Here is a 23128-nt window from a genome sequence, read left to right on the forward strand (position 1 = left end):
TGTATTCCACGCAATTGCGACAATTGGTGAATTTATAGCATTCAAAATACTTTTATTCTGCCGACAGATCCCTACTCAAGGAGCTGTCATGCGCATGAATTCACCGGTCACGCAAAACGAGTACGTCATGGAGGATGGCAAGACGATTGTCTCCACCACCGACTTACAGGGCAATATCAACTACGCTAATCCTTACTTCATTGAAGTCAGCGGATTCACGGAAGAAGAGTTGATGGGCGCACCGCAAAACATCGTGCGCCATCCAGACATGCCGGTGGAAGCGTTCGCGGATTTGTGGAGCACCATCAAAGGCGGCATGCCTTGGACTGGGCTGGTGAAGAACCGCTGCAAGAATGGGGACTTCTACTGGGTGCTGGCCAACGTTACGCCGGTGATTGAAAACGGCAAGCAGGTTGGCTTCCTGTCGGTGCGCACCAAGCCTTCGCGCGAGCAGGTGCGCGCGGCCGATTCGGTGTACCGCGAATTCAAGAACGGTAATCCACGCAAGCTGCGCATCGTAAAAGGGCGTGCCGAATCGACTGGTGTCGCCGCACGTGTGCTGGCGATGACGCGCATGTCGCTGCCGACGCAGATTGCCGCCGCCACCTCGCTGCTGGTCGGCGTGCTGGCCGTCCTCGCGGTGATGCTGCTGGCGATGGATCGCGACACTGCGGCCAATGCGCACAACTGGCTGGGCGGCGCGGCGATTGTGGCAATGGCAGGCATGCTGGCGTTTGGCCACACGCTGTACGTGAACGTGGCGCTGCCGCTGCGGCAAGCTACCAAGGCGGCGCGCATGATGGCGGGCGGCGATCTCACTGCGTCGATTGAAATCCAGCGTGACGATGAAGTAGGGCAGTTGCTGGCGGCGCTGCGGCAGACCAATATCAACCTGCACAGCATCATCGGCGATGTGCGCGCCAACTTCGATGAGATCTCGGTGGCCACCGATGAAATCGCGGATGGCAATATGGATTTGTCGGGCCGCACGGAGTCGCAGGCTTCCAGCTTGCAGCAGACTGCATCCAGCATGGAGCAGTTGACGGCAACGGTGCAGCAAAGCGCTTCCAACGTCGCCAGCGCCAACGAGCTGGCCGAGCGCGCGCGCGAGGTGGCGACGCAGGGCGGCACCATCGTGTCGCAGGTGGTGAGCACGATGGGCGATATCAGCGCCTCGTCCAACAAGATCCTCGACATCATTGGCTTGATCGACGGGATTGCGTTCCAGACCAATATCCTGGCGCTGAATGCCGCGGTGGAAGCGGCACGCGCCGGCGAGCAGGGACGTGGCTTTGCGGTGGTAGCCAGCGAGGTGCGCGGACTGGCGCAGCGCTCCGCCACGGCGGCCAAGGAGATCAAGGAGTTAATCGATAGCTCGATCCAGAAAGTGCAGGCCGGGACTGCGCTGACCAACAGCGCTGGCGTGACGATGGGTGAGGTGATTGATTCGGTGTGTCGCGTGTCCAAGGTGATGGGCGAGATTTCCAACTCCACGCGCGAGCAAAGCAACGGCATCGGGCAGGTGAATGAAGCGGTGATCAAGATCGACGACATCACGCAGCAAAACGCGGCGCTGGTGGAGCAGGCAGCAGCGGCGGCGGGCAACCTCGCGCAGCAGACGCGCTGTGTGTCGCAGGCGATGGCGGTGTTCAAGCTGCAGCATGGCGCTGGTGCGCCGCCCAAGCGTCCGGTAGCGCCGGCGCCGTCTAAACCGCGCTTGCAACTACAAAGCTAAGACCATGTACCATGTCGCTTTCGACAAGCGGCATGGAATATGAAGATTACGCTGGCAGGGCAGGGATGGACGTTTGATGCGGAAGCGCCGGACACGGTGCTGGAAGCGGCCGAGCAGGCCGGCATACGCCTGCCCAGCTCCTGCCGTAACGGCACCTGCCGCACCTGCATCTGCTTGTCCACCAGTGGTACGGTCGGCTACAAGATTGATTGGCCAGGCCTGAGCCTTGATGAAAAGCGCGAGGGCTATATCCTGCCTTGCGTGGCCATCGCCACTTCCGATCTCGTGATCGAGGCGCCGGCCGCCAGCACTTTCTAAGCGCGCTTGCGATACGCGCCAGGGCCGATGCCGTACTGGCGCTTGAAGGCGCGGTTGAAGGCGGCCTCCGATTGGTAGCCGACCGCTTCACCCACTTCTCCTGCCGCGCGGCCCTCATCCAGCAGGCGGGCGGCGCGTGCCATGCGCAACTGCGTCAGCACATCTGCCGGCGTGGCGTTGGCCGCTTGCTTGAACAGGCGCGCAAAGGTGGCGCGCGACATGTGGCTGGCGTCGGCCAGTTCTTCCAGTGTCCACGGCTTCTCCGGCGCGTTCAGCATGCCGTTGATGGCTGCTTGCAGGCGGCGTTCAGCCATTACGCCGAACAGGCCCGGCGCCACTGCTGCCTGCTCCAGCCACGTGCGCATCAACAGCGCGAACAAGGCCGCCGACAGCTGGCGGATGATCGCTTGCGAGCCGCCGCGTGGGGTTTCAGCTTCTTCCTGCAGCATGCGCATCAGGTGGCGCAGGCTTTGCGCGTCCGGCCGGCCGGCGGTGCGCACCACCAGCATGGCCGGCAGCGCGGCCAGCAAACCTGCGCCGCCATCGGTATCGAAGTGGAATTCGCCGCACAGGATGTCGGTTTGCGGACCGTCACCGTCGTTGCGTTCAAAGCGCAGCAGGCCCGGTTCGGCGTGCAGCGGCGTGGCTAGCGCCGGATCGCCGATGTGCAGCCGGTGCGCGGTGCCGTGCGGGAAGACGATGATGTCGCCGCTTTGCAGCGCATGTTCGCCGCACAGCGCTTCGCCGCGCACGATCAGGTGGTAGGGAGCGACGCCGCGCGGTGCGCCGTCATGGTCCAGCACCCAAGGCGCGCCGAAGCGGCAACGCACGTCGAGCGCGGTGCGCACGGGGTAGAGAGACAGGAGGTGGCTGAGGGAATCCATAACATGCAGATGAGACGATTGAGCAAATTATAGAGCATCCTGAGCATTCATCATCGCAGGCGGCAGGCCTAAACTGTGTTCCATACCAACTCACCTCTGAAAGGAAACACATCATGTCCCGCTTGTTCACCCAACCAGTCTCGGAAGCTACCGGCCACGCTGCTCAACTGTTCACCGCCATCAAAGGCGCGATCGGCAAGGTGCCGAATGCCTATCTCACGCTAGGCACGAATAGCCCGGTAGCGCTGGAAGCCGCCCTGAATCTCGATGGTGCGCTGAAAAAAAGCAGTTTGAGCGCGAAGGAAGTTGAAGTGGTCAAACTGGCCGTCAGCCAGGAAGCCAGCTGCGATTACTGCCTGGCTGCGCACACGTTGATGGGCGGTAAAGCCGGCTTGAGCGCCGATGCCATCAAAGGCGTGCGCCACGGCCAGCCTTCCGGCGATGCCCGCCTCGATGCGCTGGCAACGTTTGTCCACACCGTGGTCAGCACCAGCGGCGATGTGCCGGCCGAGGTGGTGATCGCAGTGAAACAGGCTGGCTACAGCGACGCGCAGATTGTCGACACGCTGCTGGCGGTGGCGTCGATCACCTTCACCAACCTGTTCAACCGCGTGAATGTGACGACGCTGGACTTCCCACCAGCTGATTAATCCTTCCTGCGCAGGCGCTGCAGCAGCGCCTCGGTGGTATCGCTGAGCGGTACCCCGTGGCGCCGCAGCAGCTGGATGTTGAGCACCATATTTTCCAGCACCAGCTTGGCCGCCACGGCCAGCAGCGTCAGGTGCTTGTCTTCGTCGCTGAAGGTCTCCATCGCATCGGCCATCTCGCACAGATGGTTGGAAATCAGGCCGCGTAATTCGTGTTCGTCAAACGGCAGGTCGGCGAAGTCGATCGGATCTTCCTTCTCCACTTCCTGCATCAGCAGTTCCAGTTCTTGCGGCGTAATCGACATGCAGCGCTCCGGTGGTTGCGGCGATTTCATTTTAGCCGCAATCGGCATAGAATCGTCCAGATGGCGCATCTGATATTTACACAACAACTGGGACGCTTCATGACCGTGCCGCAGGTGGAGACCACTGCGGCCGACCTGCGCAGCGCCCTCGATGCCTGCTTTGCCGATCATCCCCGGCTGCGCGGCTACGTGCTCGACGAGCAGGGCTGCTTGCGCGAGAACGTGGTGATCTTTATCGATGGTCAGCGTGCGCGCGACCCCAGGCTTTTAGACGACGCGCTGAGCCCTTCATCCCAAGTCTATATTTTGCAAGCACTGTCAGGAGGCTGATATGTCCGATCGCGCCTACATCGCGACCCGCAAAGGTTTGTTTGAAGTCTATCGCACGCATGAGGCGTGGCTGCTGGACCAGCAGCATTTCCTGGGCGATCCGGTGTCGATGGTGCTGCCGGATCGGCGCGACGGCACGCTGTATGCGGCGCTCAACCTTGGCCACTTCGGCGCCAAGCTGCACCGGCGCGATGCGGGCAGCGGCGACTGGCTGGAGGTGGCGGCGCCGGCTTTCCCGGCCAAGCCGGCCGACAGCGCCGATCCGGTGGAATGGACCGTCAAGCAAATCTGGTCGCTGGCGGCGGGCGGGCCGGATGAGCCAGGGGTGCTGTGGGCCGGTACGCTGCCGGGCGGCTTGTTCCGCTCGGCCGATCGCGGCGACAGTTGGCAACTGGTGGACGCGCTGTGGAATGTGCCGGAGCGCGCGCAGTGGATGGGCGGTGGCTACGATGTGCCGGGCATTCACAGCATCTGCGTTGATCCGCGTGATAGCAAGTCGGTGCTGGTGGGGATTTCCTGCGGCGGCGCGTGGCTGACCGAGGACGGCGGCGCCAGCTGGTCGCTGCGGGCGAAAGGGATGAAGGCCAACTACATGCCGCCGGAACTGGTGGAGGTGGAACAGGTGCAGGACCCGCACCGCATCGTGCGCTGTGCGGGCGAGCCGGACAAGCTGTGGTGCCAGCATCACAACGGCATCTGGCGCAGCGTGGACAATGGCGCTAACTGGACTGAAGTGAAGCCGGCGGCGCCGGTGTCCAACTTCGGCTTCGTCACCGCCGTGCACCCGCAGGATGGTGAGACAGCGTGGTTTGTGCCGGCCGAGGCGGACAGTAAGCGGATTCCGCCGCAAGCCTCGCTGGCGGTGACGCGCACTACTGACGGCGGCCAGCACTTCACCGCGTGGCGCGGCGGCTTGCCGCACCAGCACTGCTACGACCTGGTGTATCGCCATGGACTGGCGGTCAGCGATTGCGGCCGGATCCTGTTGATGGGCTCGACCACTGGCGGGGCCTGGCTGTCGGAAGATGGCGGCGGCCAGTGGCAAACCATTTCCACCACTTTGCCGCCGATTTATTCGGTGGCGTTCGCGTAACTCAGGAACATCTCGACGGTCGCCTCGACCACCTGCTGTTGCATGGCCGCGCTGAGCGGCGGCTGGTTCAGCGTGACTTGCGGCCAGAAGGCAAACGTCTTCAACTGGCCTTGCAGCATTTGCGACGCCAGTTCCGGATCAACCTTGGCCAGCTTGCCGTCGGCCTGTGCTGCGCGCAGCCAGGTGGTGACGGCTTCTTCCTTCACACTCAAACGCGCCACCATTTCCTGCGCCCGCTGCGGTGAGTGGATGGCCTCGGCAATGGCGACCCGCGCCAGGTCGAGGAAGTAGCCATCTTGCAGCATCTCCATCTTATTACTCAATAAGGCCAGCAATTGCGCCTTCAGCGGCTGGGCCGGATCGTAGGGCGGCGGTTGCATGGCGGCGGTACTGGTCCACAACTCATGCAATATTTGCGCGAACAGTTCGTCTTTACTGGGGAAATGGTTGTAGACCGTGCGCTTGGAGACCCCGGCCGTGGCCGCAATCTTGTCCATGCTGGTGGTTTCAAAACCGCTGGCGCGGAATTCGGCAATAGCCGCTTCGACAATGGCTTGCCGTTTGCGGTCGGTCAGTTTGAGGGGCGCGTTCATGATTTTATTTTACACCGGGTAGTTTACTTTTTCAAAAACAAGAACTACACTGTGTAGTGTACATTTTAAATCGCAGGAGTACCAACATGACTTACCCATCTGCCATTGATAGCCTGGACACCTTGTCCGTACCGAGCGCGCCACGTTCGCGCGACGGGCGTTTCCGCAATCCGGTGAAGATGCACAAGATGGGCTTTTTCAAGTCGCTGGGCATTATGCTGCGCTTTGCTTTCGACAAGCCGAAAGACACGGTGCCTTCCCTGCCGATCCCCGTTCATGCGATCACGCAGCAGCAGTTAATGGATGCTCCGGATCGCAGTCTGTTCCGCCTTGGCCACTCGACGGTCCTGCTCAAGCTCAACGGCCAGTTCTGGCTGACCGACCCGGTGTTTTCCGAGCGCGCCTCGCCGGTGCAGTGGGCCGGCCCGCAGCGCTTTCACGCGCCACCGATCAGCATTGATGATTTGCCGCCGATCAAGGGCATCATCCTGTCACACGACCATTACGATCACCTCGACCGCGACGCCGTGCTCAAGCTGGCCGGCAAGACCGATCACTTCATCACGCCGCTGGGCGTAGGTGACCGCTTGATTGCGTGGGGCATCCCGGCTGGCAAGGTGCGGCAGCTGAGCTGGTGGCAGTCTACTTTCGTGGCTGGCCTCAAGCTGGTGGCGACGCCGGCCCAGCACTTCTCGGGCCGTAGCCTGAGCGACCGCAACAAGACTTTGTGGGCTTCGTTTGTGATCGAAGACCGCGATGTTCGGGTGTTTTTCAGTGGTGATAGTGGTTATTTCGACGGATTTAAAGAAATCGGCCGCCGTTATGGCCCGTTCGACCTGACCATGGTGGAAACCGGCGCCTATGACCCGCAATGGCCGGACGTGCACATGCAGCCGGAAGAATCGCTGCAGGCCCACATCGACCTGCGCGGCAAGGTGCTGCTGCCGATCCATAACGGTACTTTCGATTTGTCGCTGCATGCCTGGCACGACCCGTTCGATCGCATCACCCAGCTAGCGGAAGAGCGCCGCCTGGCTATCGCCACGCCAGAAATTGGCCTCCCGCTAGACATCGTCCAACCGCATGCTGAAACCAAATGGTGGGAACCGCTGGTGACTACGCCGTCACGTTGATGAGCTGGCCGATGGTCTGGCCCAGCGTGTTGACCTGAGGTTTGGGTGGCAGCAGGTCCGCCGGCAATTGCTGGGCTGAGCGCGGTGGATTTTCGATCGCGCTGGTCAGATTGACGGTGGGAGCGGGCTTTTGCGCTGCTTGCGTGGCTTGATTGCTCTCGCGCTGGTTGTCCGACAGCGTCTGCTTGTCCTTGCTCAGCTGGGCGCGGCTAGTCTCCAGCCGGTCGGCGTCCTGGCTGACGCGCACCTGGTCCTTTTGCACTTGCCGTTCAGCCTGTGCAACCGATGCTTGCAGCGCGTTGATGGAGAGGAGCGAAGCCACTTGTCTTTCCTCGATGCAAAATTCCGGACATGGTGAGGCAGGATCGTGCTTACAATCTATTGTAGATTAGGCCATAAAAATCGAAAATGCAAGGTGAAAACCGGATAGTTGCCGCCGTTCAAGTTGTTGTATTTCCGTCGAAAACGGGCGCTGCGGCATGGCGGTGGATTTAGGGCGCCCGCTATAATCAGCGGTCAACTTTACGCAATTGTCTATGAACCTGGCGCACCTCGCAAATCACCTGGGCATGTCCAAAACCACGGTGAGCCGGGCATTAAACGGTTACCCTGAGGTCAATGTGCGGACCCGCGAGCGGGTGCTGAAGGCGGCCAAGGAGGTCGGCTACCAGCCAAATCCGATGGCGCGCTCGCTGGCGCTGGGGCGTACCAACATCTTTGGCATCATCCATCCGCTGCAGCCGACCGATATGGCGGATCCCATGTTCCTGGAAGTGGTGGCTGGCATGTCGTCTGCGCTGGAAGCGCTGGGCAAGAATCTGATCATCGCGCCGGTGTCGCCGGCGGCGGAGCAGCCGTCGTACCAGCAAATCGTCAGCGGCCGGCGGGTCGATGGCCTGGTGGTAGGGCGCACGCTGGTGCGCGACGAGCGCATCGCCTTCCTGAGCAAGGCCAAGTTTCCCTTTGTGGCGCATGGACGCACCGAGCTGAACGCGCCGTACGCGTGGTTCGACTACGACAACGAGGCCGGCATGCGGCTGGCGCTGGAGCGCCTGCTGGGCGTGGGCCACCGGCGCGTGGCCTTGATCAGCGCGCCGCTGGCCTTGAATTTCGCCTGCCAGCGCCGGGATAGTTTTGAGGACACGATGGCGGCGGCGGGACTGGGCGTGGATCCGCGCTACCTGATCAACAACACGCTGGACCGCCGCAGCGGCTACCAGGCCATGCAGGAATTGCTGGCCTGCTCGCCGCGGCCGACGGCGGTCATCGTCGACAACCACCTGTCCGGCGTGGGCGCGGTGCGCGCGCTGCTGGATGCGGGCGTCAAGGTAGGCGAAGAAATCTCCGTGATCGTCTGGGGCAGCATGGCCGACACGCTATCGAGCGCCAACGTCACCTCCATCGACCTGCCCAACCCACGCCAGGCCGGTGCGCGCATGATCGCCATGCTGCTGGCGCTGGTCGGCGGCAAACCTGCTAGTGAGCTGCAAGAACTGTGGCAGCCAGTGCTGGTCGAAGGCGCGACCGTTGGTCCTGCCTAGTAAATTTCATCTGCGGCTTGAAGCACCACGGTCGCTTCAATTTCAAACAGCATGCCGTCGAGCGCCAAGCGAGGTACTGGAATCAGTGTGCAGGCAGGGGCGGGATGATCTCCCCACGTGGTACGCAAGGCGGTGCTGAAGATGTGCAGGCGTTCTTTGCTGTGATCGACAATCAGCGCGCTGACTTTGGCGATGTTCCACAGCTGCGCACCCGCTGCGTGCAGCGCTATTTGCAGGTTGCTTAGCGCTTGCTCGACCTGTGTGTTGAAGTCTTGCGACAATTCGCCGGCGGCGTTCTCTCCGCCTTGTCCTGCGATGTAGATGATGCGTGCTGGCGCTTCGGCAATCACGACGTGGCTGTAGCCATTGGGACGCGGGTCGTAAAGACCGGTAGGGTTAATGAATTTCATGGTGTCCTTCAGCAGTGAATGTGAAGGCACTATAAAATCTCAACTTAACTTGAGGTCAAGGAAAATCAATGTCAGCTCCCCCGAAAATATTGGGCGTAGGTGAACTGGCCGAACGTGCCGGCATTGCAGTATCGGCGCTGCATTTTTACGAAGCCAAAGGATTGATCCATTCCGTGCGTACCAGCGGCAATCAGCGCCGCTATGCGCGATCAGTATTGCGCCGGATCGCTGTCATCAAAGTCGCCCAGCGTGTTGGATTGCCGCTGGCAGAAATCGCCGAGGCTTTGAATGCGCTGCCCTCCGGCCGCACGCCCACAGTTGCCGACTGGCGCCGTTTGTCGGCCGCGTGGAAGAAGGAACTGGAACAACGCATCCTGACGCTGACACAGCTACGTGATCAACTCGACGGCTGCATCGGCTGCGGATGCCTCTCCCTCAAAGCCTGCCCGCTGCGCAACGCAGAGGATGCGTTGGCAGGGCAGGGCGCCGGACCACATTTCAGGTAGGACGTTACATATTGCGGCGGTACTGGCCGCCGACTTCGAACAGGGCGGTGGTGATTTGGCCGAGGGAGCAGACGCGGACTGCGTCCATCAGTTTTTCGAACACGTTGGCGTTGTCGATGGCGGCTTGTTGTAATGCGGCCAGCGCGTGCGGGGCGCTGTCTGCATTCCGCGCGTGGAAGTCTTCCAGGCGCTTGAGCTGCGATTGCTTTTCATCGTCGGTGGAACGCGCCAGTTCGATCTGCGCCGGTGCTTCCACGCCCTTCGGATTGCGGAAGGTGTTGACGCCGATGATGGGCAGGGTGCCATCGTGTTTCTGGTGCTCGTACAGCATCGACTCTTCCTGGATCTTGCCGCGCTGGTAGCCGGTTTCCATCGCGCCTAGCACGCCGCCACGTTCGGCGATGCGCTCGAATTCCTGTAGGACCGCTTCTTCTACCATGTCGGTCAACTCGTCCATGATGAACGAGCCCTGATTCGGATTCTCGTTCTTGGCCAAGCCCCATTCGCGATTGATGATCAGTTGGATCGCCAGCGCACGGCGTACCGATTCGTCGGTCGGCGTGGTGATGGCTTCGTCGTAGGCGTTGGTGTGCAGCGAGTTGCAGTTGTCGTAAATGGCGATCAGCGCTTGCAGCGTGGTGCGGATGTCGTTGAAGTCGATCTCCTGCGCGTGCAGCGAACGGCCCGAGGTTTGCACGTGGTATTTGAGTTTTTGCGAGCGGTCATTCGCGCCGTATTTGTCACGCATGGCGACAGCCCAAATGCGGCGCGCTACGCGGCCCAGCACCGTGTATTCCGGGTCCATGCCGTTCGAGAAGAAGAACGACAGGTTGGGCGCGAAGTCGTCAATGTGCATACCGCGCGCGAGGTAGGCTTCCACAAACGTGAAGCCGTTCGACAGCGTGAAGGCCAGCTGCGAAATCGGATTCGCACCGGCTTCCGCGATGTGGTAGCCGGAGATCGACACCGAGTAGAAGTTGCGCACCTGGTTGTGGACGAAGTATTCCTGGATATCGCCCATCACTTTCAGCGAGAACTCGGTGGAGAAGATGCAGGTGTTCTGGCCTTGGTCTTCTTTGAGGATGTCCGCCTGCACGGTGCCGCGCACGTTTTGCAGCACCCATGCCTTGATCTTGGCTGCTTCGTCGGCGCTAGGCTGGCGCTTGTTCTCTTCAACGAATTTGTCGACTTGCTGGTCGATGGCGGTGTTCATGAACATCGCCAGGATGGTCGGCGCAGGGCCGTTGATAGTCATCGATACCGAGGTGCTTGGGCTGCACAGGTTGAAGCCGTCGTACAGCACTTTCATATCGTCCAGCGTGGCGATCGACACGCCCGAGTTACCCACCTTGCCGTAAATGTCTGGACGCAGCGCAGGATCGGCACCGTACAAGGTCACCGAATCGAACGCGGTCGACAGGCGCTTGGCGTCCATGCCGGTGGAGACCAGCTTGAAGCGGCGGTTGGTGCGGAAGGCATCGCCTTCGCCGGCGAACATGCGGGTTGGGTCTTCGCCTTCGCGCTTGAACGCAAACACGCCTGCGGTGAAGGGGAAGGAGCCTGGCACGTTTTCCAGCATCAGGAAGCGCAGGATTTCACCGTGGTCTTCATAGCGTGGCAGCGACACTTTGCGGATGCGCGTGCCGGACAGCGTGTGCTGCACCAGGCGCGTGCGAATTTCCTTGTCGCGGATTTTCACCACGTAGTCGTCGCCCGCGTAGGCGGCTTGCATGTCAGGCCACTGGGCCAGCAGTTTCTTCGCACCGCCATCCATCTCAGCATCGCGTTCGGCGATCAAGTCGTCGAAGTCGGCGGCCTTGTGGGCGATGGCCAGCATGCGTTTGGATTCGCTCAGTTGCTGGCGTTCGCGCGCCAGCGTCACTTGCTTGCGCGTGAAACGGTGGTAACCGCGTACGGTGTCGGAAATCTCCGCGAGGTAGCGCGCGCGTGCCGGTGGCACGATGACGTTCTTGCCGCTGGAATGGCGCACGTCTTCGATGGCAACCAGTTTGCCCGCTTGTACGCGCAGGCCCAGTTGTGTCAGGCGTGGTAGCAGGCCTTGGTACAGCGCAGTCACGCCGTCGTCGTTGAAGCGCGATGCCTGGGTGCCGTAGACCGGCATTTCCTCTGGACGCTTGCTCCACATTTCGCGATTGCGCTGGTACTGCTTGGCGACGTCGCGCAGCGCGTCTTGCGCACCCTTGCGGTCAAACTTATTGATGGCGATGAAGTCGGCGAAATCGAGCATGTCGATTTTTTCCAGCTGCGAGGCAGCACCGAATTCCGGCGTCATCACGTACATCGATACGTCCACGTGCGGCACGATGGCAGCGTCGCCCTGGCCGATGCCGGAGGTTTCAACGATGACCAGATCGAAGCCAGCCACTTTGCAGGCGGCGATAACGTCAGGCAGTGCTTGCGAAATCTCTGAACCTGCTTCGCGCGTGGCCAGGGATCGCATGAACACGCGCGCCTGGCCGGCCCACGGATTGATGGCGTTCATGCGGATACGGTCGCCTAGCAACGCACCGCCGGATTTGCGGCGCGATGGATCAATCGAGATGATGGCGATGTTGAGCGTATCGCTTTGGTCGAGGCGAATGCGGCGAATCAGTTCATCGGTCAGCGAGGATTTGCCCGCACCGCCGGTGCCGGTGATGCCCAGCGTCGGTACCGGCAGGTCTTCTGCAGCGGCCAGCAATTCGGCGCGCAGCGCAGGTGCGGCCTTGTCGTTTTCCAATGCGGTGATGAGCTGCGCCAGCGGACGATGGCGCGCGGCGATATCCGAACTTTCGCGCAGCGGCGCCAGCGAGGTTGGCGAGTACTGCGACAGGTCGATATCGCACTGCTGCACCATCCACTGGATCATGCCGACGAGGCCCATGCGCTGGCCGTCTTCCGGGCTGAAAATCTTGGTGACGCCGTAGGCATGCAGCTCTGCGATTTCACTTGGCACGATCACGCCGCCGCCGCCGCCGAATACCTTGATATGTTCACCACCGCGCTGGCGCAGCAAGTCGATCATGTACTTGAAGTATTCAACGTGGCCGCCTTGATAGCTGGAGATGGCGATGCCTTGCACGTCTTCCGCCAGTGCGGCGGTGACCACTTCATCCACCGAGCGGTTATGGCCGAGGTGGACCACTTCCACGCCGTTCGATTGCAGGATACGGCGCATGATGTTGATCGAGGCGTCGTGGCCGTCGAACAGCGAAGCCGCCGTCACGAAGCGGACCTTGTTTTTGGCGCGCGGCTGGTCTTCCACAGCCGCGAGCTTCGGATTCGAGAGATCGTTCATTGGTGTCCCTTTATATTTTTTAATCATTATAAGTACTGTGCTAGCAGGCGGGCTTTTTCGGTGCGGAAGGTGGCGACAGCCTTTTCCTTCACGTGACCGAAGCCGCGCACTTTCTCCGGCAGCGCGGCCAGATCGACCGCCGTGGCGTGGTTGTCGGCGGTCAGCTTGGCGACCAGCGACTGCACCATCTCGCGGTATTCCACGATCAGCGCGCGTTCCATCTTGCGTTCCTCGGTGTAGCCGAAGACGTCGAAGGCGCCGCCGCGCAGGCCCTTGAATTTGGCCAGCAGCTTGAAAGCGCTCCACATCCACGAACCGAATTCCGCTTTCACCAGGTGGCCCTTGGCGTCCTTCTTGGCGAACAGTGGCGGCGCGAGGTTGAACTTCACGCTGAAGTTGCCCTCGAACTGCTGTTGCAGTTGTTCGACAAAGCGGCCGTCCGTGTACAGGCGCGCCACTTCGTATTCGTCCTTGTAAGCCATCAGCTTGAAGTAAGACTTGGCGACGGCGGTGGACAGCTTGCTGCCCAGGCCCAGCGCGTTTTCGCGCGCGCGCACTTGCGCCACCAGTTCCGAGTAGGTGCTGGCGTAGGCGGCATTCTGGTAGCCGGTCAGGAATTCCATGCGCTTGGCGACTACGGTGTCCAGGCTTTGCGGCATTTGCAGCACGATAGGCTGTGCTGGCGTTGCAGTGCGTTCTACGCGCTTCAGGTCCACGGCGGCGCGGCGGCCCCACAGGAAGCTCTTTTTGTTCGAGGCGACGGCCACACCGTTCAGCTCAATCGCGCGCAACAGCGATGCTTCCGTTAACGGGATGCGGCCGCGCTGCCATGCGTAACCGAGCATGAACAGGTTGGCGGCAATCGAATCGCCCATCAGCGCGGTGGCCAGCTTGGTGGCGTCGATGAAGTCTGCTGCGCCGGTGCCCACCGATTCTTCGATCAGCGCGCGCACGTCGGCTGCTGGATATTCCCAGTCGGCGTTTTGCGCGAAGGTGCCTGGTGGCTGCTCGTGCAGATTGACCAAGGCCAGCGTGCGGCCGACACGCATCTTGGATACCGCATCGGCCGCGCCGGCGGTCAGCATGTCGCAGCCGAGAATGACGTCCGCCTCGCCGGTGGCGATGCGCTGCGCGCGCAGGTGTTCCGGTGTGCGAGCGATTTTCACGTGCGACGTGACCGAGCCGTTTTTCTGCGACATGCCGGTCATGTCCAGCACCGAAGCGCCTTTGCCTTCGATGTGCGCGGCCATGCCCATCAGCGCGCCGACGGTAATTACACCGGTGCCGCCGATGCCGTTGATCAGGATGTTGTACGGCTGCTCGCAGTCCGGCAGCGCTGGCGAAGGCAGGGCGTCCCAGCCATCATCGCCTTGCGTTGCGCCGGCCTTGGATTTTTTCAGCGCGCCGCCTTCCACCGTCACGAAGCTCGGGCAGAAGCCCTTGGTGCACGAGTAGTCCTTGTTGCACGACGATTGATCGATGGTGCGCTTGCGGCCGAACTCCGTTTCCTTCGGCAGGATGGACACGCAGTTCGATTGGATGCCGCAGTCGCCGCAGCCCTCGCAGACGGCTTCGTTGATGACCATGCGCTTGGCCACATCGGGATATTCACCTTTCTTGCGGCGGCGACGTTTTTCAGCAGCACAGGTCTGGTCGAAGATCAGCACCGATACGCCGGAGACTTCACGCAGTTCGCGCTGCACGGCGTCCATGTCCTTGCGATCGTGCAGTGAAACGATGGACGGCAGCGCCGAACGGTCGGTCCAGCGCGACAGGTCTTCCGTCACCAGCGCGATGCGCTTCACGCCTTCTGCCGCCATCTGCTGCGCGATCATCGGCACCGAGGTCTGGCCGTCCACCGGCTGGCCGCCGGTCATGGCGACTGCATCGTTGTACAGGATCTTGTAGGTCATGTTGACGCGCGCTGCAACCGCTGCGCGTATCGCCAGATAACCCGAGTGGAAGTAAGTGCCGTCGCCCAGATTCTGGAACACGTGCGGCACTTTTGAGAACGCAGCCTGGCCAATCCACGGCGCGCCTTCGCCGCCCATGTGCGTGGTCAGCTTGTTGAACTCAGGGTAGATCGAGGTCGCCATCACGTGGCAGCCGATGCCGGCCAGCGCGAACGAACCTTCCGGCACTTTGGTCGAGGTATTGTGTGGGCATCCGGAGCAGTAGAAGGCCGGACGGAATGGCGTGTTGATGGCTTTCTTCAGCACTGCATCCTTCTCATCGAGGAAGGTCAGGCGGTTCTTGATTTCGTCCTGGATGTGGGCGTCGGTGATGTAGCGTGCCACGCGGCTGGCGATCACGCGTGCCACTTGCGATACCGAGAAGTCAGCCTTTGGCGGCAGCAGCCATTCGCCGCGCGGCGCCACCCATTCGCCCTTGTCATCAAACTTGCCGATCACGCGCGGACGCACGTCGTCGCGCCAGTTGTACAACTGTTCTTTCAGCTGGTATTCGACGAACTGGCGTTTTTCTTCCACCACCAGGATCTCGTCCAGCCCCTGCGCGAACTCGCGCACGCTGTCCGGCTCCAGCGGCCAAGGCATGGCCACTTTGAACAGGCGCAGGCCCACCTTGGCCGCCATCTCTTCATCGATGCCCAGTTCTTCCAGCGCTTCCAGCACGTCCAGATACGATTTGCCGGAGGCGATGATGCCCAGCTTCGCGTCTTTCGAATCGATGGTGGTGTGATTCAGCTTGTTCTCGCGCGCGTAGGCCAGTGCGGCGTAGATTTTGTAGTCCTGCATCAGCGCTTCCTGATTGCGCGCCTGCTGGCCCAGCGGGATGCTGGACAGGCGGGCATTCAAGCCGCCTTCCGGCATCACGAAATTCTTTGGAATCTTGGTCTCGACGCGGAACGGGTCGGCATCGATGGAAGCCGACGACTCCACCGTGTCAGCCAGCGCCTTGAACGCCACCGCGCAACCCGAGAAGCGCGACATGGCCCAGCCGTGGATGCCGAGGTCGAGGTATTCCTGCACATTGCAAGGGTAGAGCACCGGCACCATGCAAGCCGCAAAGATATGATCCGACTGGTGCGGCAGGGTGGACGAGTACGCGCCATGGTCATCACCCGCCACCAGCAGCACGCCGCCGTGTTTGGAGGTGCCGGCATGGTTCATGTGCTTGAAGACGTCGCCGCAACGGTCAACACCCGGGCCTTTACCGTACCACATGGCGAACACGCCGTCGTACTTGCTCTCGCCGATCAGGTCCACCTGCTGCGAGCCCCATACGGCGGTCGCAGCCAGGTCCTCGTTCACGCCCGGCACGAACTGCACGTGGTGCTTTTCCAGATGCGGCTTGGCCTTCCACAGGTTTTCATCGAGGCCGCCCAGCGGCGAGCCGCGATAGCCGGAAATAAAACCGGCCGTGTTCAGGCCCGCCATCTTGTCGCGCACTTGCTGCATCATCGGCAGGCGCACGAGCGCTTGAATGCCGGACAGGAAGATGGTGCCTTTGGTGGAAGTGTACTTGTCGTCGAGGCTCACGGACGTGAGCGTGCTGGTGCCGTCTGGCATGGTGGTGTCTCCGTTTTTGTATCAGATCGCGCTCGAACTGGGGGATGCCGGGTGGGCAGGCCAGGCTCAAGCCATATGACCGCATGGTTGGCGGTTCTATGACCAGTATGGGCGCTACTTGACGTATACGGAAATACCGCTTGCCGATAGGGGTATAAGAAAAACTTATAGGGGTGTGGCGCCCGGCCACGTGCCGTCGGCGCACAGGCGGTCGCTGACCTGGCGCACCAGCCGGCTGATCGCTGCCGCCGCATTGGTCAGCGGGATGTTGCGTGAACCACACAGCACCACGGTGCGCGAAATCGACGGGCTGTGGATGCGCTGGGCGCGCAGGGCGCCGCGCTGCAATTCGTCCAGGACGGGGGCGGACGGCAGGATGGTCGCGCCCATGTCGGCCAACAGGGCAGACTTGAGGATGGCGATGGAGTTGATCTCGATCACATTGTTCAGGCTGAGTCCGGCATCCCGCGCCACGCTCTCGATGCGCGGGCGTACGCCGTGCTGCAGTCCTGGCAGGATCAGGGTGGTGTTGAGCGCCTGTTCCAGTGTAAGTGATTGCTCACCTAGCGCGTAAGCCGCATCGGATCGACAAATAAAATGTAGTTCTTCTTCCGCCAACGGCGTGGTGGCAAACTGGCTGAGCTGGCCGTCGTCGAACATGATGGCCAGGTTGACGCGGCCGGACTTAAGCTGGTCGCTCAGGTTGCCGGTCAGTTCCTCGGTCAGCTGCAGCGTAATTTCGGGATATTGCGCGCGGGTGGCGGTCAACAGCGGCAGCGCCAGCGCGCCGGAAATGCTGTGCGGCAGCCCCAGCGTGACGCTGCCGCTGGGCCGTTCGGCTGATTGCGCCACGGCCGAGCGGGCATCCGCCACCTGCTTGAGGATGGCTTGGGCATGCTCGTAAAACACCTTGCCGGCATCCGTGCTGAGCACGCCTTGGGCACTCCGGTGCAGCAGTTGCACACCCAGTTCTTCTTCCAGTTGGCGCAATTGCTGGGTCAGCGCCGGCTGCGCCACATGCAGGATCAGCGCCGCGCGCGACAGCGAGCCGTGATCAACGATTGCAACAAAATAGCGTAACTGGCGTAATTCCATGGTCGAACGGTGGGTTGCAGTTGTAAATTTAGTCCCGGCAGGAAACAGTTTGTTATACTTGAGCTAGCGCAGTCTACTGCTCCTGCACTCTATTTTGACGGGTATCCGCATGTTAAAGAAAGTCGACTCTTCCCAGCTTAAAGTAGGCATGTACATCCATGACCTTAGCTGCGATTGGATGACCCATCCCTTCGTGCGCAATCGCTTTCTGATTTCCAGTGGCGAAGAAATCCGCAAAATCCTCAATGCCGGCATCCACGATGTGGTGATCGACAGCGACAAAGGGCTGGACGTGGAGGATGCGCCAACGCTGGCCGAAGCGCAAGCGGCGACCGAGCGTGAAATTGTAGAAATCGTTGCCAAAGCGCCGGTGCAGACCCGCGTCTCGCTGGGCGAAGAGATGCAGCGTGCGGTGCAAATCCGCCATCAAGCCTCGACGCTGGTGCGCACGGTGATGCAGGACGCCCGTCTCGGCAAGGCGATTGAACTGGATCAGGTGCAGCCGGTGGTGCAAAACATTACCGAATCGATTTTGCGCAATCCGGGTGCGCTGGTGGGTTTGCTGCGCATCAAGACCAAGGACGATTACACCTTCCTGCACTCGGTCAGCGTGTGCACGCTGCTGGTGGCCTTCTGCCGCTCGCGCAATATTCCTGCGGACATCACCCACCAGGCCGGCCTCGGCGGCTTGCTGCACGACACCGGCAAGGCGCTGGTGCCGGATAAAATCCTCAACAAACCTGGTCCGCTGACCGACGAAGAATTCGCCATCATTAAGAAGCACCCGGAAGATGGCTACAACATCCTGCGTCAATCGCCGGAGATCGGTCCGATTCCGCTCGATATTACCCTGCATCACCACGAGCGCCGCGACGGCAGCGGCTACCCGAGCAAGCAGGCCAATGACGAAATCAGTGAATTGGCGCAGATGGCGGCCATTGTCGACGTGTACGATGCCATTACCGCCGACCGCTGCTATCACAAGGGTATGTCGGCCGCTGCCGCGCTGCGTAAGATTTACGAGTGGAGCAAATTCCACTTCAACCCGACCTATGCGCAGGAATTTATGCGCTGCGTGGGGATTTACCCGGTCGGCACCATGGTGCTGCTGGAATCGGGCCGCCTTGGTGTGGTGATTGAGCCACATGAAACCAATCTGCTGGCGCCCAAGGTCAACGTGTTCTTCCACACCAAGAAGAACGTCTACATCAAGCCGGAAACTGTGGATTTGTCGCGCGGGGTGGGCTTTGGCGGCGGCGACAAGATCGTCGGCCACGAGTCGCCATCCAAATGGAATGTCGACCCGATGCGCTTCCTGACCGTGGCGGTCTAGGAGTTAGAAGAATTCAGCGGTATCGTTGGATTCGATGGCCTGCAGCTTGCCGCCGCTGACCAGCTCGTCGTAGTGGCAGACCAGGTTGCGGCCGTGGCTCTTGGCGTAGTACAGGGCCTGGTCGGCATGGCCCAGGATAATCACCGGCGCCTCCAGCGCGCTGATGCTGACAAAGCCGACACTCACCGTCACCTTGCCCACTTGCGGGAAATCATGCGCGGCCACGTTCATGCGGAAGCGTTCGATGATTTTCTTGGCGTTATCCAGCGTGGCGGAACGCAGTAGCACCACGAATTCCTCGCCGCCGAAGCGGAATACGCGGTCTTGCGCGCGGAACGAGGAGGTGAGCAGGTTGGCGATCAGGATCAGCACTTCATCGCCGTATAAATGGCCGAAACGGTCGTTAACGTGCTTGAAATGGTCGACATCCACCACGGCCAGCCACTGCTTTTCTTCTTCGCTATGGACCCGGCGCTCCGGTTCGCCCGGCAGAGTGACGGAATCCTGCTCGGTGCTGGCGGCCAGCATCTTGGACAGTTGGTCGTCGAAGGTCTTGCGGTTGAGCAGGCCGGTGAGCGAATCGCGTTCGCTGTAGTCCAGCAAATTCTGGAAGTTGCGGTAGACACTGACTATCGCGGCGATGATATGGATAGTTTCGCTAGTGTACGGCGTTGGATTGACGATTTCCAGGCAGGTATCAGCCTTGTCGCCCAGCCAGATCGGCAGCCACAGGGTGTGCTCGCCGGCTTCATTGGCAATGTCGGCGCTCGATTCGTGGCGCGCAATGCATTGCGCCAGCGCGGGATAGGCCGCGACCGGATCGCCCGGATGGTTCTGGTAAGAGGTGTCGACCATGCGCGCAGCTTCGCCGGCGGTGATCACGGCGCGTGGCCGAACGAAAATCTTTCCTCGGACGGTGGCCAGGGTCAACACACGGACCTGATCGGCGCGGGCAAGCTCCTGCACCGCCGAAATCACCGAGATGTCGAGCATCGTGTGATCGCGGTGACCGGTCATGTCCACCATGTGTTTCAGTAGCGAGTCCATTTGCCCTTCCAAAGAACAGCTAGGCAGGATAATAGCTTTTTGCAATCGAAGCAATTCATGTGTGCGAAAAAAAACTTCCATTGTCAAAGAATGCGACCTTTTTCCGACATTCCTGTTCATCATAGGCCAAAAAAGATTCCGCACGGAAAACTTGCGTCACGTCAACTCTCCTAAAACTGTGATCCGTATAGTGAACCCAATGGCGCGACAAGCGCGCGCCAGAGGCTTTTTTGATGGATTAACCACAGGAGAATGATATGCACTCGATTATGGCAGCAGCTATAGCAGCAGCAAAAGAGTTTGCGCGGGACGAGGACGGGATCACGGCCATTGAATACGGCCTGATCGCGGCAATCATGGTGGCGGCTGTGACTGCCGCCTTCGGCTTGCTGAAGCCGGCCCTGAACACGGCCTTCACCGACATCGCCAGCAAGATCACGACGCCGTAAGCATGGGCACGAGCTTTCCGGCCCCGGCCGGAAAGCTTTTTCCGGAGAGACTGCCATGTTCAACGCGATAGAAGTGATCCTGATCTGCCTGGTCGCGCAAGCGGCGCTGACGGATCTGGCGATACGCAAGATACCCAACGTGCTCATCCTCAGCGGCCTGATGCTGGCGCTGATACTGCACTTGCTCAGCGGACAACCGGGCGCCCCGGTGTCGCAGTGGCTGGCCGGCGGCTTCGCCGGCTTTTTTTTATTTCTGCCGCTGTACTTGCTGCGCGGTATGGCCGCCGGCGACGTCAAACTGATGGCGATGGTGGGCGCGTTTGCCGGTCCGTGGCAGGTGCTGCAGATTGCCGCGCTGTCGGTGCTGGCGGGCGGCGGGATGGCGCTGCTGATGCTGCTGTTCAACGGCCGCTGGCGCGACATTGCCCACAACCTCAAATTGATTTGCACACCATTGCTGCTGCGCCTGCTCGGTATGCCTTTGCTGCCGGTGCCGCTGCCGCCCAAGGCCAGCGTGGGCGGCATTCCTTACGGCGTGGCGATCGCGCTCGGCACGGTTGCTGTGGTGGTGTGGCGGCATCACTGAACAAGGCTTGCTGCACGTCAATGTCCGCAAAGCATGGCTGGATAAACTTGATTCCATACCGAAACTAGTTTCCCTGCGGAGATAACGATGCTAGCCCTTGAACCGCCATTCCCCTACACCCAGCTGCTCGACGCCGAGCCGGAGGCCTTGCTGCCGCCGCAGCCGAAATCAGTGCGCGACAGCGGCCTGCCGCACCAGCTGCTCGTCGAGCTGATTGCCAAAGTGCTTTACCTCGGCGGCAAGAGCCACCTTCCGGTGTTGACCACCAAGCTGCACTTGTCGATCAATGTGCTGCGCGAGGTGCTGGACTTCATGGTGGCCGAACACGTGGCGGAAGTGGCGTGGCGCGGCGATTCCGACATCGACGTGCAGTACCAGCTGACCAGCGCCGGCAAGCAGCGCGCCAATGCGTGGCTGGAGCGCTGCCCGTATGCCGGCCCGGCGCCGGTGACGCTGGACGCCTATCGCGCCATGGTCGAACGTCAGGCTGCGCAAGCAGCGCAGCCTTGTGCCGATGAACTGGCGGCGGAATTCACCGATGATTTCCTGGCGCCGCCGGTGCAGCGCATGCTGGGGGCGGCCATGCATGCGGGTCGCAGCATGCTGCTGTATGGTCCATCGGGCAGCGGCAAGTCGGTGCTGGCGCGCCGTTTGGGCGCGCTGCTGCAAGGTTTGGTGGCGGTGCCGCATGCGATTGTGGTGGGGCAGGATATCGTCCAGGTGTTCGACCCGGCGCTGCATCGCCCACCCATGCCGCGGCCAGCGCGCCAGATGCAGCAAGCGCCCGAACGGCGCAGCAGCGATCCGCGCTGGGTGCTGTGCCAGCGGCCCGTAGTGGCGTTGGACGCCTCGCTCGATGCCGACATGCTGGACCTGCAGGCGGATGGGGCCAGCGGCTGCTATCGCGCGCCGCCGCAGCTGAAGGCCAACAACGGCTTGCTGATTGTCGATGATCTCGGACGCCATCGCATGCCTGCCGCCGAATTGCTGAACCGCTTCGCGCAGGCGCAGGAAATGGAGCGCAGCGTGCTGGCGCTAGCGGGCGGCTATCACTTCCAGGTGCCGTGCCGTATGCGGCTGGTGTTTGTCACCAGCGCATCGCCGTCGTCGCTGTTCGATGAGGCCTCGCTGCGCCGTGTGGGCTACAAGATTCCGGTGGGGGCGCTCAGTGCCGCCGACTATCGCACGCTGTTGCGCCAGCAGTGCCTGAGCATGGGCGTGGTGTACGACGATGCGGCCCAGCGCTATCTGCTGGATGAACTGCACGCGGGCAGCGGGCTGCCGCTGCTGGCGTGCTATCCGCGTGAGATTGTTGGCCGCGTCGCTGATTTCGCGGGCTTCACGGGCGAGCCGGCGCGCTTGTCGATTGCGGCGCTGGACCAGGCCTGGATCAGCATGTTCACCAGCGGCGCATCGCATGCCGAGGGTGATAGCGTGGAGCCTCGGATAGCATGAAGAACCGGCGCGCATTGTTGATGATGGCGCTGGCTATCGTGTTCGGACTGGCGGCGGTGGCGCTGGCCTCGCGCTGGCTGCTGCGGCAAACGCCCGGCGCGTCGAACAAGATTGTGGTGGCGGCGCTGGACGTCAACCTCGGGCAGCGCCTGACGCCGGAGATGCTGAAGCAGATCGACTGGCCGGCCGAAACGCTGCCGCGCGGTGCGCTGCGCGATGGCAGCAAGCTAGTAGGCCGCGTGCTGAAAACCAGCGTGCTGCGCGACGAACCTTTGAGTGAAGCCAAGCTGGCGCCGGCCGGCACGCTGGGCGGCCTGTCGGCCTTGATCGCGGAGGGCAAGCGCGCCATCACGGTGCGCGTCAACGACGTGGTGGGCGTGGCCGGTTTTGCGCTGCCGGGGAATTTTGTCGACATCATCGTCAACACCCAGTCCAATGAGCGCGCGATTTCCAAGATTGTGCTGGAGCGGATACTGGTGCTGGCGGTGGCGCAGGAAGTGGGCCGCGACGAGACCAAGCCACGCGTGGTGAATGCCGTCACGCTGGAGGTGACGCCGGCGCAGGCTGAGAACCTGGATCTGGCGCGTAGCGTAGGCTCGCTGTCGCTGGTGCTGCGTAACCAGGTGGATCCTCGTCCTGGCACGACCGAGGGCGCGACCAAGGGCACGCTGCTCGGCGCACGTGAACCGCATGAGCAGCCTGCCGCCGCATCGGCGCCGGTTGCGGAAGCGCCTGCGCCGGTCACACAGCCCAAGCCGCGCCTGCAAGTGGCCGCTGCGGCGCCGCGCGCGTGCATCGGTGTCATCTCTGGCGTGCAGCGCACGCAAGAATGTTTGTGAG

Annotated in this window: 22 protein-coding genes; 13 read left to right on the plus strand and 9 right to left on the minus strand. The window is 61.6% G+C overall.

Features of this window, described 5'->3' with window-relative positions; translation table 11 throughout:
• Positions 1 to 88 precede the first annotated feature (88 nt).
• Positions 89 to 1735 carry a methyl-accepting chemotaxis protein gene (locus GTP46_RS10415; RefSeq protein ID WP_161006547.1) on the plus strand — a complete coding sequence of 549 codons (1647 nt, stop codon included), beginning with the start codon at positions 89 to 91 and terminating at the stop codon, positions 1733 to 1735.
• Positions 1736 to 1774: 39 nt separating this feature from the next.
• Positions 1775 to 2053 (plus strand): 2Fe-2S iron-sulfur cluster-binding protein, encoded by a 279-nt coding sequence (locus GTP46_RS10420; RefSeq protein ID WP_161006548.1) that lies wholly within the window; start codon positions 1775 to 1777, stop codon positions 2051 to 2053.
• On the opposite strand, the gene GTP46_RS10425 is transcribed toward GTP46_RS10420, so the two are convergent.
• Complete coding sequence (locus GTP46_RS10425) at positions 2050 to 2937, minus strand: AraC family transcriptional regulator (protein ID WP_161006549.1); 888 nt, start codon at positions 2935 to 2937, stop codon at positions 2050 to 2052. The two genes, GTP46_RS10420 and GTP46_RS10425, sit on opposite strands and share 4 nt — an antisense overlap.
• A 113-nt stretch (positions 2938 to 3050) precedes the next feature.
• Here GTP46_RS10425 and GTP46_RS10430 point away from each other — a divergent pair, with 113 nt between their 5' ends.
• Positions 3051 to 3587 carry a carboxymuconolactone decarboxylase family protein gene (locus GTP46_RS10430; protein WP_161006550.1) on the plus strand — a complete coding sequence of 179 codons (537 nt, stop codon included), beginning with the start codon at positions 3051 to 3053 and terminating at the stop codon, positions 3585 to 3587.
• Here the strand turns inward: GTP46_RS10430 and GTP46_RS10435 are convergent.
• Positions 3584 to 3889 (minus strand): hypothetical protein, encoded by a 306-nt coding sequence (locus GTP46_RS10435; RefSeq protein ID WP_161006604.1) that lies wholly within the window; start codon positions 3887 to 3889, stop codon positions 3584 to 3586. The two genes, GTP46_RS10430 and GTP46_RS10435, sit on opposite strands and share 4 nt — an antisense overlap.
• A gap of 60 nt (positions 3890 to 3949) precedes the next feature.
• On the opposite strand from GTP46_RS10435, the gene GTP46_RS10440 reads away from it, so the two are divergent.
• Together GTP46_RS10440 and GTP46_RS10445 are read left to right on the plus strand one after the other, a co-directional pair.
• Positions 3950 to 4219: a MoaD/ThiS family protein gene (locus GTP46_RS10440; protein WP_161006551.1), complete on the plus strand. Its 270-nt coding sequence runs from the start codon at positions 3950 to 3952 to the stop codon at positions 4217 to 4219.
• A gap of 1 nt (position 4220) precedes the next feature.
• Entirely contained in the window at positions 4221 to 5312 is a 1092-nt protein-coding gene (locus GTP46_RS10445; RefSeq protein ID WP_161006552.1) for a WD40/YVTN/BNR-like repeat-containing protein, read from the plus strand.
• Here the strand turns inward: GTP46_RS10445 and GTP46_RS10450 are convergent.
• On the minus strand, positions 5291 to 5905 hold the full coding sequence (locus GTP46_RS10450; protein WP_161006553.1) for a TetR/AcrR family transcriptional regulator: 615 nt from the start codon (positions 5903 to 5905) through the stop codon (positions 5291 to 5293). The two genes, GTP46_RS10445 and GTP46_RS10450, sit on opposite strands and share 22 nt — an antisense overlap.
• 86 nt (positions 5906 to 5991) lie before the next feature.
• Here GTP46_RS10450 and GTP46_RS10455 point away from each other — a divergent pair, with 86 nt between their 5' ends.
• Positions 5992 to 7038 carry an MBL fold metallo-hydrolase gene (locus GTP46_RS10455; RefSeq protein WP_161006554.1) on the plus strand — a complete coding sequence of 349 codons (1047 nt, stop codon included), beginning with the start codon at positions 5992 to 5994 and terminating at the stop codon, positions 7036 to 7038.
• On the opposite strand, the gene GTP46_RS10460 is transcribed toward GTP46_RS10455, so the two are convergent.
• Positions 7022 to 7360 (minus strand): hypothetical protein, encoded by a 339-nt coding sequence (locus GTP46_RS10460; protein ID WP_161006555.1) that lies wholly within the window; start codon positions 7358 to 7360, stop codon positions 7022 to 7024. The two genes, GTP46_RS10455 and GTP46_RS10460, sit on opposite strands and share 17 nt — an antisense overlap.
• A gap of 214 nt (positions 7361 to 7574) precedes the next feature.
• On the opposite strand from GTP46_RS10460, the gene GTP46_RS10465 reads away from it, so the two are divergent.
• Positions 7575 to 8579, plus strand: a complete 1005-nt coding sequence (locus GTP46_RS10465) for a substrate-binding domain-containing protein (RefSeq protein WP_161006556.1) — start codon at positions 7575 to 7577, stop codon at positions 8577 to 8579.
• On the opposite strand, the gene GTP46_RS10470 is transcribed toward GTP46_RS10465, so the two are convergent.
• Complete coding sequence (locus tag GTP46_RS10470) at positions 8576 to 8989, minus strand: RidA family protein (protein ID WP_161006557.1); 414 nt, start codon at positions 8987 to 8989, stop codon at positions 8576 to 8578. The genes GTP46_RS10465 and GTP46_RS10470 overlap by 4 nt on opposite strands.
• Before the next feature lie 68 nt (positions 8990 to 9057).
• On the opposite strand from GTP46_RS10470, the gene soxR reads away from it, so the two are divergent.
• Positions 9058 to 9495, plus strand: a complete 438-nt coding sequence (gene soxR, locus GTP46_RS10475) for a redox-sensitive transcriptional activator SoxR (protein WP_161006558.1) — start codon at positions 9058 to 9060, stop codon at positions 9493 to 9495.
• Between the two features lie 4 nt (positions 9496 to 9499).
• Here soxR and icmF read toward each other — a convergent pair whose 3' ends face one another.
• From icmF to GTP46_RS10490, 3 genes are all read right to left on the minus strand, one after another.
• Complete coding sequence (icmF, locus tag GTP46_RS10480; protein WP_161006559.1) at positions 9500 to 12793, minus strand: fused isobutyryl-CoA mutase/GTPase IcmF; 3294 nt, start codon at positions 12791 to 12793, stop codon at positions 9500 to 9502.
• Between the two features lie 26 nt (positions 12794 to 12819).
• Positions 12820 to 16323 (minus strand): indolepyruvate ferredoxin oxidoreductase family protein, encoded by a 3504-nt coding sequence (locus GTP46_RS10485; protein ID WP_161006560.1) that lies wholly within the window; start codon positions 16321 to 16323, stop codon positions 12820 to 12822.
• A 165-nt stretch (positions 16324 to 16488) separates the two neighbouring features.
• A complete protein-coding gene (locus tag GTP46_RS10490; protein ID WP_161006561.1) occupies positions 16489 to 17418 on the minus strand; it encodes a LysR substrate-binding domain-containing protein in 930 nt (309 codons plus the stop codon).
• A 109-nt stretch (positions 17419 to 17527) separates the two neighbouring features.
• Between GTP46_RS10490 and GTP46_RS10495 the strand changes: the two genes are divergently transcribed.
• On the plus strand, positions 17528 to 18751 hold the full coding sequence (locus GTP46_RS10495; RefSeq protein WP_161006562.1) for an HD-GYP domain-containing protein: 1224 nt from the start codon (positions 17528 to 17530) through the stop codon (positions 18749 to 18751).
• A 3-nt stretch (positions 18752 to 18754) separates the two neighbouring features.
• Here the strand turns inward: GTP46_RS10495 and GTP46_RS10500 are convergent, their stop codons facing one another.
• On the minus strand, positions 18755 to 19798 hold the full coding sequence (locus tag GTP46_RS10500) for a GGDEF domain-containing protein (protein WP_161006563.1): 1044 nt from the start codon (positions 19796 to 19798) through the stop codon (positions 18755 to 18757).
• 257 nt (positions 19799 to 20055) lie between these two features.
• Here GTP46_RS10500 and GTP46_RS10505 point away from each other — a divergent pair, with 257 nt between their 5' ends.
• The 4 genes from GTP46_RS10505 (at position 20056) to cpaB (ending at position 23127) form a co-directional block, all read left to right on the plus strand.
• Positions 20056 to 20247 carry a Flp family type IVb pilin gene (locus GTP46_RS10505; RefSeq protein WP_161006564.1) on the plus strand — a complete coding sequence of 64 codons (192 nt, stop codon included), beginning with the start codon at positions 20056 to 20058 and terminating at the stop codon, positions 20245 to 20247.
• A gap of 55 nt (positions 20248 to 20302) precedes the next feature.
• Positions 20303 to 20833 (plus strand): A24 family peptidase, encoded by a 531-nt coding sequence (locus tag GTP46_RS10510; RefSeq protein WP_161006565.1) that lies wholly within the window; start codon positions 20303 to 20305, stop codon positions 20831 to 20833.
• An 87-nt stretch (positions 20834 to 20920) separates the two neighbouring features.
• Positions 20921 to 22288: a DUF8689 domain-containing protein gene (locus tag GTP46_RS10515; RefSeq protein ID WP_161006566.1), complete on the plus strand. Its 1368-nt coding sequence runs from the start codon at positions 20921 to 20923 to the stop codon at positions 22286 to 22288.
• Positions 22285 to 23127: a Flp pilus assembly protein CpaB gene (gene cpaB, locus GTP46_RS10520; RefSeq protein WP_161006567.1), complete on the plus strand. Its 843-nt coding sequence runs from the start codon at positions 22285 to 22287 to the stop codon at positions 23125 to 23127. The genes GTP46_RS10515 and cpaB overlap by 4 nt, the downstream gene beginning before the upstream one ends.
• Position 23128 lies beyond the last annotated feature (1 nt).

It is taken from the genome of Duganella flavida (genome assembly GCF_009857445.1).
In the GTDB taxonomy this organism is placed as follows: domain Bacteria; phylum Pseudomonadota; class Gammaproteobacteria; order Burkholderiales; family Burkholderiaceae_D; genus Rugamonas; species Rugamonas flavida.

Coding starts and splice junctions, on each gene's coding strand:
- GTP46_RS10415 (WP_161006547.1), top strand. CDS start 89: ATGCGCATGAATTCACCGGTCACGCAAAACGAGTACGTCATGGAGGAT.
- GTP46_RS10420 (WP_161006548.1), top strand. CDS start 1,775: ATGAAGATTACGCTGGCAGGGCAGGGATGGACGTTTGATGCGGAAGCG.
- GTP46_RS10425 (WP_161006549.1), bottom strand. CDS start 2,937: ATGGATTCCCTCAGCCACCTCCTGTCTCTCTACCCCGTGCGCACCGCG.
- GTP46_RS10430 (WP_161006550.1), top strand. CDS start 3,051: ATGTCCCGCTTGTTCACCCAACCAGTCTCGGAAGCTACCGGCCACGCT.
- GTP46_RS10435 (WP_161006604.1), bottom strand. CDS start 3,889: ATGTCGATTACGCCGCAAGAACTGGAACTGCTGATGCAGGAAGTGGAG.
- GTP46_RS10440 (WP_161006551.1), top strand. CDS start 3,950: ATGGCGCATCTGATATTTACACAACAACTGGGACGCTTCATGACCGTG.
- GTP46_RS10445 (WP_161006552.1), top strand. CDS start 4,221: ATGTCCGATCGCGCCTACATCGCGACCCGCAAAGGTTTGTTTGAAGTC.
- GTP46_RS10450 (WP_161006553.1), bottom strand. CDS start 5,905: ATGAACGCGCCCCTCAAACTGACCGACCGCAAACGGCAAGCCATTGTC.
- GTP46_RS10455 (WP_161006554.1), top strand. CDS start 5,992: ATGACTTACCCATCTGCCATTGATAGCCTGGACACCTTGTCCGTACCG.
- GTP46_RS10465 (WP_161006556.1), top strand. CDS start 7,575: ATGAACCTGGCGCACCTCGCAAATCACCTGGGCATGTCCAAAACCACG.
- GTP46_RS10470 (WP_161006557.1), bottom strand. CDS start 8,989: ATGAAATTCATTAACCCTACCGGTCTTTACGACCCGCGTCCCAATGGC.
- soxR (WP_161006558.1), top strand. CDS start 9,058: ATGTCAGCTCCCCCGAAAATATTGGGCGTAGGTGAACTGGCCGAACGT.
- icmF (WP_161006559.1), bottom strand. CDS start 12,793: ATGAACGATCTCTCGAATCCGAAGCTCGCGGCTGTGGAAGACCAGCCG.
- GTP46_RS10485 (WP_161006560.1), bottom strand. CDS start 16,323: ATGCCAGACGGCACCAGCACGCTCACGTCCGTGAGCCTCGACGACAAG.
- GTP46_RS10490 (WP_161006561.1), bottom strand. CDS start 17,418: ATGGAATTACGCCAGTTACGCTATTTTGTTGCAATCGTTGATCACGGC.
- GTP46_RS10495 (WP_161006562.1), top strand. CDS start 17,528: ATGTTAAAGAAAGTCGACTCTTCCCAGCTTAAAGTAGGCATGTACATC.
- GTP46_RS10500 (WP_161006563.1), bottom strand. CDS start 19,798: ATGGACTCGCTACTGAAACACATGGTGGACATGACCGGTCACCGCGAT.
- GTP46_RS10505 (WP_161006564.1), top strand. CDS start 20,056: ATGCACTCGATTATGGCAGCAGCTATAGCAGCAGCAAAAGAGTTTGCG.
- GTP46_RS10510 (WP_161006565.1), top strand. CDS start 20,303: ATGTTCAACGCGATAGAAGTGATCCTGATCTGCCTGGTCGCGCAAGCG.
- GTP46_RS10515 (WP_161006566.1), top strand. CDS start 20,921: ATGCTAGCCCTTGAACCGCCATTCCCCTACACCCAGCTGCTCGACGCC.
- cpaB (WP_161006567.1), top strand. CDS start 22,285: ATGAAGAACCGGCGCGCATTGTTGATGATGGCGCTGGCTATCGTGTTC.